The following is a 14267-nucleotide window of genomic DNA, read 5'->3' as shown; positions in this document are numbered from 1 at the left end:
GGACGGGGGCCGGGGCCGGGCCGCCGGGCGGGCGTGGCTCAGGCGTGGCCCGCGCCGCGCTCCTCGCGGATCTGCTCGACCACGTGCGCGGCCGTGTTCCGCACCGCCTCGGTTTCCATCAGAAAGTGCCAGTAGTCGGGGTGACGGCTCTCGAGCCCCGCGACGGCCCGCTCCAGCCGCCCCACGGCGTCGTCCAGCGGCCGTGCGTGCCGGGGATCGGGGGTGTTGCGCCCGGCCATGGCGAGGCGCTGCGCGTCCCGGATGGCGAAGCGGGTGCGCTCGATCTCCTGCTGCGGGTCTTTGGCGACGGCGTTGAGCCGCTGCAGCCGGTCGCCGGCGGCCGATACGGCTTCGTCGGTGGTGTTCAGCAGCGCCCGCACCGTGCTGAGCAGGGCCGTCGCATCCGCCCACCGCTGCTCGTCGCGCGCCTTCGCCGCCTCCGTGAGCTTTTCCTCGGCCTGGCGGACGCTGATTGCAGCCTGCTCGGGGATTGGCTGCAGATCCTGCCAGCAGGCGGCGGAGAAGCGCCGCCGGAGCTCGCTGAGGACGGGCTCGACGGATCCGGCGCGGTTGGTGAGGGCCTGGGCGCGCGTACGGAGGGAGACGAGGCGTTTGTCGGTCTCGGCGGCGCGCTCGGGGAGCCGCTCGGCCTCGGCCCGTACGGCTTCGGCGTCGCGCAGGACCCGGTCGGCGCGCTGGAGGGTCTCGGCGACACCGTGCCGGCCCGCGCCCTGATTGAGCATGGTCAGCTCGGGGGCGAGGGCCGCGAGTCGGGCCGCGAGATGATCTGCTCGCAGTCCGGAGCTCCGCACCGAATCGAGAGCATTGCTCGCGGAAAGGAGCGCCTGTCTTGCCCGCTCGACGGCGGGCGCGAGCCGGGCGAGCTGTGTCTCCGCCTTGTCGAGCAGCGGCCCGAGCCCCTGAGCGAACCGGTCGAGATCGCCCTTGACCCGTACGAGCTCGTCCTTGGCCCGGTCCAGCTCACCGCGCGCCCGCGTGGCGACCGAGGCTTCCAGATCGTCCCGGTCGAGATCATGCGCGTCGACGGCGGTGATGTACCGATCGCTCGCCTCGTCGATCCGCTGCCCCAGCGCGGCGAAGTCGTCCACGGCCCGGCGGGCCCCCGGCGTACTGTCGACGGCGCTGATCGTCTCGATCGAGATCCGCAGATCGCGCTGGGCGGTGTCCAGCTCGTAGAAGGCGGCGGCCGCGGCATCCTTCGCGGCCTGCGCATCGGCCCGGTGACTCTCACCCCGCCCGCCGAACCAGCGCCGCGTCCCCCCGCTGGCGAACGTGCCCGGCAGCGCCACGGCGATCAACGGCAGGGGCAGCAGCACAAGCGCGAGGACGTCCCGGACGGCACTCGCTCGCGCCTGCGCTCTGGCGTGCGGCCGCGCGTGTGTCGCCGTCACATCCCTCTCCCGTGCTGTGTCGCCCTGCCCGGTTCATTCTCCCACCAGGTAAGGACGAACACACGGGCCCGTTAGTTCGCGCTTCGCACGGTGACTTTGCCATTGTCGCTGCGCGCCTTCACGACATGTGAGCTGCTGCTGTCGTTCGGCACGTCGACGTCCACGTCGCCGTTGTCGCTCTTGGCCGTCACGGCGTACGGAGCCCCCGCGCGCGGCAGCTCGATGAGGACCGACCCGTTGTCACTGGCGGTGTCGACCAGCTCGGGCACGGCAAGGAGCCCGAGCCGCACGTCCCCGTTCGCCGAGTCGGCACTCACGGTCCTGGCCTTGACGCGCTCGGTGACGACGTCCCCGTTGTCGCTGTCGAGCTCCAACGGCCCGCTGGAGTCCCGTACCGTCACGGAACCGTTGTCGGACCGGATCGTCAGCGCGGTGTCGAACCCACTGGCGGTCACGCTCCCGTTGTCATCCTCGACGGTCACGGCGACGCCGCGGGGCACCTTCACGATGTGCCGCGCCTCGCAGTCACTGGCGACGGCATCGCACTTCACCCGGAGGGTCAGCTTCCCGCCCTCCATCTCCCAGGTGGCCTCGGGCCCGTTCCCGAGAAACACCCACCCGTCGACCTGCCGCGTCACCTGCACATCCTTCACATCGGCGGGCTGCAGCTCGATGTCGGAGTCGTCACTGTCGATGGTGAGCGCCTTCCCGGCAAACGGAAACGCCCGCTTCTCGACGGGCGCCTCCCCGGCATCGGCACTCCCGCACCCGGTCAGCGAGAGCCCGAGGACCGCCGCGCCCCCGAACACGGCGATCGCCCGACGGCCGGTACGGCGGGTGCGGCGGGTGCGGAGTGCGTCCATGGTGATCGTTTCCCCCAGGTCTGGTTCAGGCGGTCTCGCCGATGTGGCTCTCACCGTATGAGGGGGGAGGGGGCTGGAACGATCCGGGCGACCACCGTGTGCGGGGTGGGGGTAGCCCCAGTAGCAGCCCGGTCACGGGGAACGGGTTTGCAGGGCGGCCCCATCTGCCATGTACGCTGTTGCCTCATCCACGGGTGCGTAGCTCAGGGGTAGAGCGCTGCTCTTACAAAGCAGATGTCGGCGGTTCGAAACCGTCCGCGCCCACCAGTGCAAAGGCCCCCAGCCGATCATGGCTAGGGGCCTTTGACATCCACCTCTGACATCAACCGGGGCGGTCATTGACGACCGGCCGCCGCTTGAGCATCCGGTCCAGGTGGCTCACTGCCTCGCGCTGCGTGTCCTGCACGACGTGCGTGTAGATGTTCATCGTCACGGCGATCTGGCTGTGCCCGAGGATCTCCATGACGACACGGGGAGCGACGCCCGCGGCGGTCAGCAGCGTCGCGCAGCCGTGCCGGGCATCGTGCAGCCGGATCACGCGCAGATCCGCTTTGTCAGCGACACGGGTGAAGGAGCGATACAGGTTCCGCGGCTCGATCGGTCGGCCCGTGCGGGTCGTGAAGACGTAGCCGGTCTCCTCCCACCGGTCCCCGGCGCGCTCGCGCAGGGCAGCCTGTCGCATTCGCTGCCACCGCAGAGGAGCAATGCAGAGAGCGGGAAGCGGCAGGGTCTGCCGACGACGGCGGCCCTTGGGGTCGTCCTCGTAGGCCTCACCGAGGACACGCTGTCGTTGCGTGCGTACCCGGATCTCGCGCTTGTCGAGATCGACGTTTTCCCAGCGAAGGCCGACGATCTCACCGCGGCGGAACCCGAGCGCGATGGCGAGCACGAAGGCCGCGTAGAGCGGGTCCTTGCGCGCTGCCGTCAGGAAGTCGAGCGTTTCGCCCAGAGACCACGGAGAGAGGTCGCGAGCCTCTGCCGTGGGCGGCTCAACCAGCGTCGCCACGTTCCGTATGACCAACTCCTCCCGGCACGCAGCAGTGAGCGCCGTACGAAGCACGCGGTGAGACTCCTTCGCGGTCGCCGCGGTGGTCTTCTTCTCCAACTGGTTGAGGAAGCGCCGGACATCAGCGACGCTCAGCGATTCCAGCCGCTTGGAGCCGAGCATGGGCACCAGGTAGAGCCGGACGTGAACCTCGTACTTCGCGTATGTGGTGCGCTTCCGTCGCGGCTTGATGATGTTGTCGAGCCAGTACGGCAGCCACTCCGAAAGCTTGGCCGACCGGGTAGGCACGGGAACACCCTTGTCGACCTTGTCGAGGAGTTCGCGGCGTTTGGTATCGCATTCGGCCCAGGTCTTGCCGTAGGCGAATTTCCGGGCGCGGGTGCCGTCCGGCTGGAGGACGTACACAGCGGCCTGATAACGGCCGTCCTTGCGCCTGGTGATGGTGCCCGCGCCGTTGGGGTTGCGCCTGCGCTGGCTGGCCATCAGGCAGCCTCCTCGATCCGATTGCGGATGTAGTTCCGGACTGCGACTTCGGGGATGCGGCGGCAGCGTCCTTCGGTGATCGAGACGAGACGCTTGGAGCGGATCAGGTCATAGACCTTGGACCGTCCGTACTTGAGCCGCGCCATGACCTCGGGCACGGTCAGCAGTTGGTCGGCGGCGGTGGTCATGCTGCGGCTCCTTCCATGTCAGTGGTGTCGGGGGTGATGGAGGCGGCGAGCCATTCCTCGCCGCGGGTAAGGCCGGTTCCGGCGAAGGCCCAGTGCGCGAGGACGAGCGTCGACTCGTCGCTGTCCGGGTTGGCCGGCACAGGGTTTTCGTCACCGTGCGCAATGGCGGCTTGGAGGCGTCGCCATTCGGCGCGGGCGGTGCGCAGGGCGCCGAGGGTGGTGGAGTAGCGGCGGGTCTTGGTGGAGAAGTGGCCGCGGAAGCCGAGCATGTGGGCCCAGGCGCGGAGCCGGAGGTCTTCCAGGTCTTTGCGTGAGCCGAGGGTCCATGCGGTGCGGATGAGTCGGCGGGCGTGCTCGGGGATGGACTTGCGGCCGAGTTCGGCGAGGAACTTGATGGGGCGGTCGAGGGTGCCGGTCGCGGTCTCTGCTCCTTTGGTGGCGTACTTGGCGATGTAGGCGGCGACAGCTCGCTCGGTCAGCTCCGTGGCGCCGTCGAAGTCGGCCGAGCGGATCGGGCGGATGTCGAGCTGGGTACCGAAGGCGAAGGTGTGGGCGCGGCCGTCGAGGACGGGGCCGGGAACCTCGGCATCAGCGGCGGCGCGGATGGCGTCGGCGAGGAGGTCGGCGGTGGCCCAGGCGGGGGGTGCTGTGGTGCCGCCGTCGGGGCCGTCGAGGCGGATCACGGCATGGAAGTGGATCGCGCCGCGGCGCTGGTATTCGGCGACCTTGGCGAAGGAGATACGGGCGTGATCGCGGAATTCCCGTTGGCTGAGTCCGGCGCGCTTGGCGACTTCGCGGCGGAGGTAGATGGAGAACCGGGCCCAGATCTTGGATGCGTGTGCGTTCCAGAGAACGGCTGCTTCGTAGTCGTACGTCTCGGGGTTGAGCGGGGTCCCCAGCTCGGGTGCGTCGGTGGGGTGCTGGATCCCGCAGCGGCAGCGGCCTTTGGTGGGGCGGTTGTGGACGGGTCCGAAGCTGGGGGCGGTGAAGGTGGCGAACACCCGGGGGTGTGTGGCGACCGCCTCGGGGGTGCCCTTGCCGCCGCGCAGTCCGGCGGTGATCAGTTGGTAGGTGTCGCGGCGGTAGGTCTCCGCGCAGGCGGCGCAGCGGGTGGCGCGCCGGTTGTTGCAGCGGACCAGGAGGTTTCCGGCAGGCAGATCACTGGCGTGGAGTTCGGCGAGGATCTCGCCAGTGCCCGAGTGGACGTCGGTGCGGTGGCCGTCGAGGCGGATCGGGGTGGTGCAGCCGCCCAGGCCCCGCAGCTGCCGCATGAGGCCGGGCATGGTGCCGAGCGAGGCGAGGAAGGCGAGGTCACGCACGGGCGGGGGCGTGGTCGCGGTCAAGGGAAGAGTCCTCCTCTCAGAGGTCATCGGGGGAAGCCGGGGCACCCGCCGCGGGAGTGGCGGACGGTGCCCCGGCTGGGGTTCAGCGGTGGGGGCAGGTGTTGCGGTGGTCGATCCACTCGGCGACGAGGTCGCGTACGTCGTCGTCGCCCTGGGCGCGGCCGGAGGCACCGCAGCAGCAGGCGTAGGAGCCGTGGGCGGGGACGTCCCGGGCCGGTTTAGCGACGTGCACCCCGGGCCGTTCGGGCGTGGGTGCGAGGTCAGGCACGCCCGTCATCGGCGGACGAAGGTGGCAGTCGCGGCGGCGTTGAGCAGCTGCCGCAGGGGCGGGACGGTGCCGGTTCCGTGGCAGGTGCGGCAGTGCGCGGTGATGGTGCGCCGGTTGCCGTTGCGGTCGCGGCCGCCGAGGGTGACGGCGGCGGAGGCGAAGCCGTCGCAGCCGGGGCAGACGCGGACCGGGGCATGGCTGGGCTGGGGCATGATGTGGGGTCCTTCCGGTTGATGAAGTCGGGTAGGGGCTGGGCCGTCCGGGCGGCGGAGACTTGGCGGTTTCAGGGCCGCCCGGAGGGCCGGTCAGCGATGGCGCGGGCTGTTGAGCATCGAGCGCAGGACGACGGCGCAGACCGCGACGGATGCGGCGGTGACGGCGACTGCGAGCAGCAGTGAGACGAGGACCGCGCCGACGACGAGCACGACCGCGGCGCCACCGCCGACGACGGCGAGTAATCCGGCCGGGGTGAGCCGGACCGCGGGGATGGCGCGAGCCGTAGCGAGTGCAGGGGCGGGGTGCTGGCAGGTGCACGCGGTGGTGTGTTGCTGCTGCTCGATCGGGGCCACATAGACGGTTGGGGCGACGATGCCGGTTGGGGTGGGCATGGTCGGGATGCGCGGGCGGAGCATGGTGGATCTCCTTTCTGGGTGGGTTACTTGGTGGTGCCGTTGACGACGTCGACGCCGGTCTGGGTGCCGGATTCGATGGCCGGGGCAAGGAAGGTGTCGGCGAGGAGGAAGCCGCCGAGGAGGAGCACGACGATCAGCCAGGTCGGCGGGCGCATGAGCTTGATGCCGAAGTAGCCGAAGATGGCGACCAGGACGATCAGCGGAAGTTCGACGTTCATGACGGGCTCCCTGGGGGTCAGTTGGCGCGGCAGCGGTGGGTGCGGGCGGCGAGTTCGGCGGCGGAGCGGGTGGTGTAGTCGGATGACCAGCCGCAGTCGTCGCGGGAGCAGACGGCGGCGTGCTTGGTGCGTCCGTGGCGGTCGCGGTGGGTGCCGATCTGTACCGGGCCGATCCGGGTGATGGAGTGGAAGAAGTCGCGGGCAGGCATGAGCGGTTCCCCTTGTCTGGTCAGGTGAGTTGGGCGGCGAGCTGGGCGGCCATCGGGCCGGGCAGGCCGAGGCGGTCGCGCAGGGTGTCGGCGTCGATCGGGTGGCCGGTTGTGGTGCGGTGGGCGTCGGCGAGCTTGCGGGCGTGGTCCACGAGCGCGGGCGGCACATCAGCGGGCGGCGGTGCAGCGGGCAGGGCCGGAACCGGCTCGGGAGTCTCGGCGGAATCCGGCGCGGGCACGGGGGTCGGTTCGGCCGGCAGAGACTCCGGCTGGGTGACCTGCTCGACGACGGGCAGCCGGTCAGGGGCGACCGGTCCAGTGGGAGCGGTGGTTGGGGTGTGGACGAGGAGGGTGCCGCCGAGGAAGGCCAGGGCGGGCCATCCGGCGACGAGGATGCGCAGCCAGTCGGGCACGTCGCCCAGGTCGAGCAGGCCCGCGGTGGCGACGTTGGCGCCGAGGGATGCGGCCAGGGCGACCGTGAACCAGGTCCAGGCGGCGCGGGCCGATTCGCCCTGGGCGCGGAGGACGCGCAGGCGTCGCCAGGCCGCGACGAGCAGCAGGTCGACGGAGATGGGGTAGGCCCAGGCTTTCCAGCCGTCCTGACCGGCAGCGTCGGCCAGGTCGTGCAGGTGGGCGAAGGACAGAGCACCGGCGATGACGGCCTGGACGAGTACGGCATCCGGTCGCGGGATAGAGGGCGTCACCGCTGGCTCCGGGGCGCGTGGCCGACCGCACGGGCAACCGTGTCGAGATCGGCGGCGGTGTAGGCGGTGCGGACACCGGAGATGGACATGCCCGCGGCTTCGGCCAGCACAGCCAGGGTGTACGGCCGCGGGCGGGTGAACTCCCGGGCGTAGGCCAGGTAGGCCCGGATCTCCTGGTCGTGGCGGTCACGCTCGGCCCGCAGCGCGGAGAGCCGTCCCAGGAACTCATCTGGGGCAAGACCGTCCAGGGCGGCCAGCGGCTCGGACATGGACTTCTCCCTTCGGTGTGGGCCGGGGCCAGGCGAGGCATCAAGGCCGGTCGCCGGGCCCCGGCAGCCGGTTTCAGGCATGGCGGGGATAAGGAGCTGGCGCGAGAAGGTCACGCCAACCGGAGTGGGAAGGTGCGGTCAGACGGTGGCGGGACGAGCCGCCGGGGCCGGGATCTCGACCGGGTCCAGGGCGGGCAGCACCGGGCGGAAGGCATCCAGGCCATCCAGCGCGGGAGTGCGGTACGCGTGCGCATTGCAGGCGTTCACGGCCTGGCGCATCGAGGTGAACGGCGTACGGATGCGGACCCAGCCGCCCGTGGAGTCACCGGCCACCGCCATACCCGGGCGCGCGACCGGGATCTGTGTCGTGGCCAGCACGGCGTCGGGGGAGATGTCTCCGAAGGCCATCTTGGCGGAGGCTTCGTCGTTGACGCGGTGCGAGATGCGGCCGGTGAGCTGGGCGCGGAGCATGGTGATTCCGTCCCCGAGTTCGGCGCCGAAGCGCTGCCCGCAGATTTCCACGTAGATCCCCGCGGCACGGCCGAGCTGGACGAGGCGGACCAGGGCGGTGACGATCCGCTCGCGGCGCTTCTTCTCCGTGGTGTTGGAGAACAGCGCCAGCTCGGCGACCTCGTCGACCAGGAGGACGACGGGTACCGGCCGCAGGTGCTCGGGCAGGCCCCAGATGTCGGCGGTGATCTCCGCATCCGGGGTGTCCGCGCTGATGCGCTGTTCGCGCCGGATCACCTGATAGGTGTCGGTCATCCGCTCTACGAGGGCTTCGAGCAGGTCGGCTGCATCGTCCGGGTTGTCGGCCAGCGCGGAGAACCGGCGGGCCAGCGGGGCGAGTTCGACGCCCTGTTTGCAGTCGATGCCGACCAGGGCGACGTGCCGGGCAGCGAGTTCCTTGACCAAGTGGCGCTGATAGACCGACTTCCCCGACTTCGTCGTGCCGAGGTTCAGCGAGTGCGGCACCTCCTGATAGTCGCGGTAGTGGACCTCTCCGTCTTCCCGCAGCGCGACCGGGATGCGCAGGCCTTCACGCTCGACCTTCGCGGGCATCTGCACCCGTGCCAGGACGTCGTAGCCGGTCATGCGCAGCTCGACCACGCCCGACTTGACCTCACGCGAGGTGATGCCGTGCATGGAGAACGAGTGCCGCAGCCGGTCCGTGGAGGCAGCGAAGTCGAACGCGTCCTGACCGGGCCGCAGCTTCAGCCGCAGCACCAGACCGGTACGCGTCGGCCGCATCCGCAGAATCCGCGGCACCCGGGACTCAGGAGCCGGACGGCCCGTCATCCGAGCCAGGGTCAGCCGCACCCGCGACGGCGGCACAGTGAGCCCGCACGCCTCCATGACCGAGGCCCACCGGAAGACCACCCGCAGCATCGCGAAGACGACCCCGAACGTGAGCCAGTACCAGGCCGGGCGAAGCTTCCGCAGCACCAGCGCCGCAGCGGTGACGACCAGCGCTATGACGAGGAACCAGGTTCCCGACACGGCGCTCAGCCCTTGGCCTGGGACGGGGCAACCAGCGCGACCGCGCGGAACGCGATGCCGAAGCGCTTCTCACCGTTGAACGTGTTCTCCCAGTCACGGGCCTTCAGGCCGATGACCTTGACCGGCATGCCGAGCGTGAGCCCCGCCGGAACACCGGTCTCCGGAATCGAGACGGTGTAGAGGTTGGCCTCGCCCTCATCCGCGATGGTCAGGCCGACCGTCATCATCTTCGCGCCGGTCTCCCGGTCGACGGCGACCTCTTCGGTCTGCTTGTTGATGATCTTCATCTTCGGCTCAACCGCAACGAACACGACAGCGGTCGAGGTGTCGATCTTGAACGATGACATGATGGAGGCTCCCTTGTAGGGGCGGAAGCGGCGACTTGCTTGGCGGTGGGGCGTCGCTTCCTGCATTGAGTCGTTGGAGCCCTGTGGCAGCGCCGCAGGGCTTCTGCGTTTCCCAACTGGTGCGCACCAGTAGGTTGTATCTGGTGCGCACCAGCTGTCAAGCGATGTCGCCGTCCGGTTTTCTCAACTCGCCTTCCTGCGACGCTTCTAGAGAACCGCGCCGCTCAACGACCCGGTAGCCAACAGAGGTTCACTGCCGCACCGTTAACCCGACCTGTTAACCCCTGCCGACCTGCTGCGATGTGAGGCATGCTTCTTTCAGGAGCTGTCGGAACCAGCGGGGGCGGTACAGGTGCTCAACCGGCTGCGAGAGGTGAGGACCGCGCGCGAGTGGTCCCAAGCGCGCCTTATCCACGAGATCGAGAAGTACGCGAGACGTCATGTGCTTGACGTCGGTTCGACCGCCAGCCTGCGCGTCTACGTTTCGGAGTGGGAGAACGGCAAGCGCTCGATCAGCGAGCGCTACGCCCAGATCCTGCGGCCGGTCTTGGGCGTCACCGACGAGGAGCTATTCGGCCGGCAGAGTCCTGCAGTCCCGCCCCCAGCAGTCGGCGGATACGACGACCTGATCAGCCGCATCGACTCCGCACGCAGCGTCAGTCTGACGATGGTGAAGACCTTCATGGATCAGACCGAGCTGCTACGCACGGTCGACCGCCAGATGGGCGCGGCGGCACTCGTCGACCAGATGACGGGACACCTGGCGACACTCGAGGACGCGCTCACCTTCGCCGTGCTCCCCGAGACACGCCGTCCTGTTGCTCTCGCTCTTGCCGGAGCCGCCACTCTCGCAGCCTGGCAAGCTCTTGATGCCGGAGGCGTCGAAAGGGCTTGGCGACACTACGAGTTGGGCAAGCGGGCAGCGCAAGAGGCAGGCGAGCCGATGTATCTCGCGCACGCCACGGCTGAGCAGGCGTATGTGCTCAACGACGCCGGGCGACCGGAGATGGCGGTTGATCTCGTACGCGAGGCTCAGCGTTTGGGTGGTAACCAGATGTCGCCGCGGTTGCAGGCATGGCTGTACGCGGCCGAGGCGGAGCTCTGCGCCAAGGCCGGGCTGGCGGATGACTGCCGTCGCGCCCTCGACAAGGCTGACTCTGTTCTGCCCGCGGGCATCGAGGCCCGGGACGCGGACATGCTGAGCATCTTCCTCAACGGCGGTCATCTGGCCCGATGGCGTGGGAACGCACTCGCGATGCTGGGCGACGACGAAGCGCTCGGCAGCCTCTACACCGCGCTCGATGAAGCCGACCCGACGTTCATCCGCGCCACATCGGGCCTTCGATGCGACCTTGCCCAAGCTCACCTTGCGCGCGAGGAGCACGCCCAGGCCCAAGAGCATCTACAGCAGGCACGCTTGTTGGCCAACCGCACGGGGTCCGTGCGCCACCGGCGACGTATCGAGCAGCTCACGCAGAAGCTGTAGGAGCTCCTTCGCCGCGCGCGGCCAGCAGGTGCAGGAGTGCAACGAGGGTGCCCGAGCCCATCAGCTCGTCTCTGGCCATCAGCCCCGGGATGTCCGAGAGCGGCACCCAGGCAACGTGCCCAGCTTCCTCAACGTCCGTCGGATCGCCGACATGCTCCGCGCCCTTGCCGACGTAGATGTCATGCGGTGAGTCGACCATGCCGACCATGGGCTGATAGGTGACCACGTGATCCAGCGACTTCGGCCGCCAGCCCGTCTCTTCCTCAACCTCGCGGAGCGCGGTCGCATGGGGGTCTTCCCCGTCGTCCACGATTCCGCCAGGGAGCTCCCAGCCCCACTTGTCAGGCACGAAGCGGTAGCGCCAGAGCATGAGCACTCGGTCTTGGTCATCGAGCACGGCTGCGATCGAGACGTGGTGCAGCCGCACAACGTGATGCTCGAAGCGCTCAACACCCGGCGGCTCAACGTCGACAAGCGCCAGCTTCACCCAGCGGTTGTCGTAGACAGTCCGCTCGCCATGGATCTGCCACGACTCCAGATCGTCCGGCCGCTCGACACTCACAGCACGGGACGGCACCCGGTAGGAGCTGCGGGCGTACGACTCGATCACCTTCTCGGCAACGAGCTTCGCCAGTACGGTCCGCAGCTGGGTGCGGCCGATCTCCAGCTCCTTTTCGAGGGTGCGCTCAGAGGGCAGCTTCTCGCCGGGCTTCAGCCGACCCGACGCAACCCACTCGCGAATCGTGCGGTAGACCCGCTCCGACTTCGGTCCCATCCCGTGCGCCCACTCCCTCAGTCATCAGCTGGCCGCACCAGCGTAGCCGTCAGGACTGACCCCCAACAGGTGACGATCATTGGCCGTCCCCAGGCAGGGCAGTGAGTAGAAATCTTCTCTACGGGTTCAAGGCGCCGCGCAAGCGCGGCGCGCGCCGCAGCCCCCGGCTCGGGGGCTGCCTTTGTCTTCGCCCGGCTGCCCCCAGCCGGGCGGCGGCGCACCGAGCGTGAACGCCAACCCGAGAGAAAACGGCCGGCACGGTGGTGGGGAGAACCCCGCTGTGGCTGGGGCGGTCGGCTCCACGGCTTTACGCAGCCACCATGGGGCGAGCCTCGAAGATCGGGGCCCACATCGGGCTATTGCGGGCAGGTCCAGAGACTGCCCGAGTCGCGGGAAGCTTACGGGCCCCGATCTCTCGCCCCATGGCAGCTCCCGCCCAAAGCCGCTCCCGCCGACCTGATCCGACACGCTGACCCGCGTCGGGGGCTGGAGTACGAGAAATTAATGGCAAAGCAGGTCTTAGGAAGCCTGTGCAGCGGCAGCGAGTTCCTCCATGAACGCAGTCACGCCAGAGGAGTCGGCTTGGTCCTTTACCAGAGCCTGAGCCAGAACATCATTGGACTGACGGAGCCGCATGAGACCTCGAAAGACTAGCCAGATCGGCAGGGCAAGCGAGAACAAAAAGTACGGATCATGTGAGCTGAGCACAGCCACCGGTCCAAGGAGTGCGATACCAACGTTGACCCTGAAGTCGGCTTCAGCCGCCAGGCGGTCGTGGTCCGCGTACATCTCTCGTCTGGAGTTTTGGAGTCGGATTGCGATCTGGTCGCGATCGTTTGCGATGATTTCCCAAAGACGAGCCTCCAATTCCTCTCGGTCGCCCGCCTCGGCAGGCCGAAGAGGCGCCAGCCTCGTCCGGACGAACTGTGCGAGATTTGCACTCGCTGAGCTGGTCACCCATTCGATTGGCTTTGCTCGCGGAATGTGTTTGAGGACAACGTTGATAGCCGCGAGGAGCCAGTTGGAATTGACCTCGGTGATTGCCCCAACGATGTATGCGAGCAGGGTGATGGCGGCAAGGCTGCCGGGGCGTCCTGCAGCGTCAGAGAGCTGATAGATGTCGGCTACGATACCGGTCGCGCTATCGCGATCGGGAACACTCTGGTGGAAGGCCAGCCACAGAGTAAGCAGCCACATATAGCCGATAGCCAATGGAGTCCGGAACTCACGAAGTCCGGGAAGTAGCGTGGTGAGCACGCACTCATCATGACGGAGAGGACGGGGTGTCGAGGCTCATTCGCCGAATGCTGGTGGCAGCCTCAGCCGCGCAACCGGTCTGACATCCACAGCTGACATCAACGACAGCGGACAGCCGCAGCGTTGAACGGCCACCGGCGGCCTCGTTGCCCAGGGTGCGGGCAGGTATGACGCCTGCCCGGTCGAACTTACAAAGCAGATGTCGGCGGTTCGAAACCGTCCGCGCCCACCAGTGCGAAGCACGACGAAGGCCCAGGTCACCGGTTGCGAACCGGGAGCCTGGGCCTTGTTCGTTCGTGGGCCATGCGGGCCGGAGCGAGGCGTCGTGCCGTTTACGTGCCAAAACTACTGACGGTACGTCTGCTCGACGCTTTGCCGACCGTGTTTCAACTGCCCGAGACGCTCGACCCATCGGTGAAGCCGGACATCGCCAACCTCATGCACCGGGCGATCAGCGTGCGGGAGTGGGTCAAGCGGGCCTGATGATCCCTGTTGCCGCAGAGCCGCCGCTATCTAATTGACTCCGTGGCGGCGGGCATCGCCCTTTTATTCAACGCCGCTAGCCAAGGTTTCATGCGGGACGGGTTCAGACTTCGGGAAGATCAGCCGGTAAAGGCCGGCTGCCAGGATGCCACCCGCGAGGGGGGCGATGATGAAGAGCCAGACCTGGGAAAGGGCCGTCCCGCCGACGATGAGGGCAGGACCGAGACTGCGGGCCGGGTTCACCGACGTTCCAGTGATCGGAATCCCGATGAGGTGGCACACGGCGAGCGCCAGCCCGATTGTCAGCCCTGCCACGGTGGCATTCGCGGCCTCATCTGTCGCGCCGAGGGCGACGAAGACAAAGAGAGCGGTCAGCACCACCTCGGTCAGGAAGGCGCCGCCTCCATTGATGTGGATAGCGCTGGCGGCACCCCAGCCGTCGGCCCCAAGGCCGGTGACCGAACGGCTGTACCTGGGTGAACCGGCGAACGTGGCCCACAGGAGCAAAGCCCCGAGGATGCCGCCGATGAACTGCGCAACCCAGTAACCGACCGCCTGGACCAGCGGAATTCGGCCCGTCAACAGGGCTCCGATGGTGACGGCTGGGTTGACGTGACAGCCGGAGACAGGCCCGAGCACGTACGCCAGTGCCAATAGGACGAGACCGAACGCGAGCGCGGTAGCGACCACACCAGCGGCGTAACTGCTCCCCGCAGTCCCGAAGCCGAAGGATAGGGTTGCCACCCCGACGGCGAAATATACGAGCAGTCCTGTTCCCAGCAGTTCCGCAGCCAGCTTGCGGATCATGTTGTTCCCTTTCCGGA

General features: G+C 68.4%; 19 protein-coding genes and 2 tRNA genes. 4 read left to right on the top strand and 17 right to left on the bottom strand.

Translation table 11 applies throughout. The features are described from left to right. Positions 1-38: 38 nt before the first annotated feature. Both OG741_RS12875 and OG741_RS12870 read right to left on the bottom strand, forming a co-directional pair. On the bottom strand, positions 39-1412 hold the full coding sequence (locus tag OG741_RS12875) for a hypothetical protein (RefSeq protein ID WP_405597178.1): 1374 nt from the start codon (positions 1410-1412) through the stop codon (positions 39-41). Between the two features lie 71 nt (positions 1413-1483). Continuing rightward, positions 1484-2275 carry a DUF4097 family beta strand repeat-containing protein gene (locus OG741_RS12870; protein ID WP_405597176.1) on the bottom strand — a complete coding sequence of 264 codons (792 nt, stop codon included), beginning with the start codon at positions 2273-2275 and terminating at the stop codon, positions 1484-1486. A 192-nt stretch (positions 2276-2467) separates the two neighbouring features. Here OG741_RS12870 and OG741_RS12865 point away from each other — a divergent pair. Next, a tRNA-Val gene (locus OG741_RS12865) sits at positions 2468-2542 on the top strand. Between the two features lie 55 nt (positions 2543-2597). Here OG741_RS12865 and OG741_RS12860 read toward each other — a convergent pair. From OG741_RS12860 to OG741_RS12805, 12 genes are all read right to left on the bottom strand, one after another. Beyond that, on the bottom strand, positions 2598-3764 hold the full coding sequence (locus tag OG741_RS12860) for a tyrosine-type recombinase/integrase (protein ID WP_405597174.1): 1167 nt from the start codon (positions 3762-3764) through the stop codon (positions 2598-2600). After that, positions 3764-3952: a helix-turn-helix transcriptional regulator gene (locus tag OG741_RS12855; protein ID WP_405597171.1), complete on the bottom strand. Its 189-nt coding sequence runs from the start codon at positions 3950-3952 to the stop codon at positions 3764-3766. The genes OG741_RS12860 and OG741_RS12855 overlap by 1 nt, the downstream gene beginning before the upstream one ends. Then, positions 3949-5235 carry a replication initiator gene (locus OG741_RS12850; RefSeq protein ID WP_405605536.1) on the bottom strand — a complete coding sequence of 429 codons (1287 nt, stop codon included), beginning with the start codon at positions 5233-5235 and terminating at the stop codon, positions 3949-3951. The genes OG741_RS12855 and OG741_RS12850 overlap by 4 nt, the downstream gene beginning before the upstream one ends. Before the next feature lie 142 nt (positions 5236-5377). Further along, a complete protein-coding gene (locus tag OG741_RS12845; protein WP_405597168.1) occupies positions 5378-5572 on the bottom strand; it encodes a hypothetical protein in 195 nt (64 codons plus the stop codon). Further along, a complete protein-coding gene (locus OG741_RS12840; RefSeq protein ID WP_405597166.1) occupies positions 5569-5775 on the bottom strand; it encodes a hypothetical protein in 207 nt (68 codons plus the stop codon). Before OG741_RS12840 ends, OG741_RS12845 begins: the two co-directional genes overlap by 4 nt. A gap of 93 nt (positions 5776-5868) precedes the next feature. Continuing rightward, on the bottom strand, positions 5869-6195 hold the full coding sequence (locus tag OG741_RS12835; protein ID WP_405597163.1) for a SpdD-like protein: 327 nt from the start codon (positions 6193-6195) through the stop codon (positions 5869-5871). Positions 6196-6218: 23 nt separating this feature from the next. Then, complete coding sequence (locus OG741_RS12830; protein WP_405597161.1) at positions 6219-6413, bottom strand: hypothetical protein; 195 nt, start codon at positions 6411-6413, stop codon at positions 6219-6221. Between the two features lie 17 nt (positions 6414-6430). After that, positions 6431-6622 carry a mobile element transfer protein gene (locus OG741_RS12825; RefSeq protein WP_405597158.1) on the bottom strand — a complete coding sequence of 64 codons (192 nt, stop codon included), beginning with the start codon at positions 6620-6622 and terminating at the stop codon, positions 6431-6433. Positions 6623-6642: 20 nt separating this feature from the next. Beyond that, complete coding sequence (locus OG741_RS12820) at positions 6643-7326, bottom strand: DUF2637 domain-containing protein (protein WP_405597155.1); 684 nt, start codon at positions 7324-7326, stop codon at positions 6643-6645. Next, positions 7323-7595, bottom strand: coding sequence for a hypothetical protein (locus OG741_RS12815; protein ID WP_405597153.1), 273 nt, complete (start codon positions 7593-7595; stop codon positions 7323-7325). Before OG741_RS12815 ends, OG741_RS12820 begins: the two co-directional genes overlap by 4 nt. A 138-nt stretch (positions 7596-7733) precedes the next feature. Beyond that, a complete protein-coding gene (locus tag OG741_RS12810; protein WP_405597151.1) occupies positions 7734-9095 on the bottom strand; it encodes an FtsK/SpoIIIE domain-containing protein in 1362 nt (453 codons plus the stop codon). A gap of 5 nt (positions 9096-9100) precedes the next feature. After that, on the bottom strand, positions 9101-9442 hold the full coding sequence (locus tag OG741_RS12805; RefSeq protein ID WP_405597149.1) for a hypothetical protein: 342 nt from the start codon (positions 9440-9442) through the stop codon (positions 9101-9103). A 352-nt stretch (positions 9443-9794) separates the two neighbouring features. Between OG741_RS12805 and OG741_RS12800 the strand changes: the two genes are divergently transcribed. Then, a complete protein-coding gene (locus OG741_RS12800) occupies positions 9795-10928 on the top strand; it encodes an XRE family transcriptional regulator (protein ID WP_405597146.1) in 1134 nt (377 codons plus the stop codon). On the opposite strand, the gene OG741_RS12795 is transcribed toward OG741_RS12800, so the two are convergent. Both OG741_RS12795 and OG741_RS12790 read right to left on the bottom strand, forming a co-directional pair. Next, positions 10912-11703, bottom strand: coding sequence for an NUDIX domain-containing protein (locus OG741_RS12795; RefSeq protein WP_405597143.1), 792 nt, complete (start codon positions 11701-11703; stop codon positions 10912-10914). The genes OG741_RS12800 and OG741_RS12795 overlap by 17 nt on opposite strands. 519 nt (positions 11704-12222) lie before the next feature. After that, on the bottom strand, positions 12223-12960 hold the full coding sequence (locus OG741_RS12790) for a hypothetical protein (protein WP_405597141.1): 738 nt from the start codon (positions 12958-12960) through the stop codon (positions 12223-12225). A gap of 153 nt (positions 12961-13113) precedes the next feature. Here OG741_RS12790 and OG741_RS12785 point away from each other — a divergent pair. Both OG741_RS12785 and OG741_RS12780 read left to right on the top strand, forming a co-directional pair. Beyond that, positions 13114-13192: transfer RNA gene (locus tag OG741_RS12785), tRNA-OTHER, on the top strand. A 104-nt stretch (positions 13193-13296) separates the two neighbouring features. Further along, positions 13297-13443, top strand: a complete 147-nt coding sequence (locus OG741_RS12780; RefSeq protein WP_405597139.1) for a hypothetical protein — start codon at positions 13297-13299, stop codon at positions 13441-13443. Between the two features lie 63 nt (positions 13444-13506). Here OG741_RS12780 and OG741_RS12775 read toward each other — a convergent pair whose 3' ends face one another. Next, the gene (locus OG741_RS12775; protein WP_405597137.1) at positions 13507-14250 is read right to left on the bottom strand and encodes an aquaporin; all 744 of its coding nucleotides are present in this window, start codon (positions 14248-14250) and stop codon (positions 13507-13509) included. Between the last annotated feature and the right edge of the window lie 17 nt (positions 14251-14267).

The organism is Streptomyces sp. NBC_01410 (assembly GCF_045040195.1).
Lineage (GTDB): Bacteria > Actinomycetota > Actinomycetes > Streptomycetales > Streptomycetaceae > Streptomyces.
The sequence above is the reverse complement of the archived record's forward strand: the minus strand, read 5'-3'. Positions and strand labels throughout refer to the sequence as shown.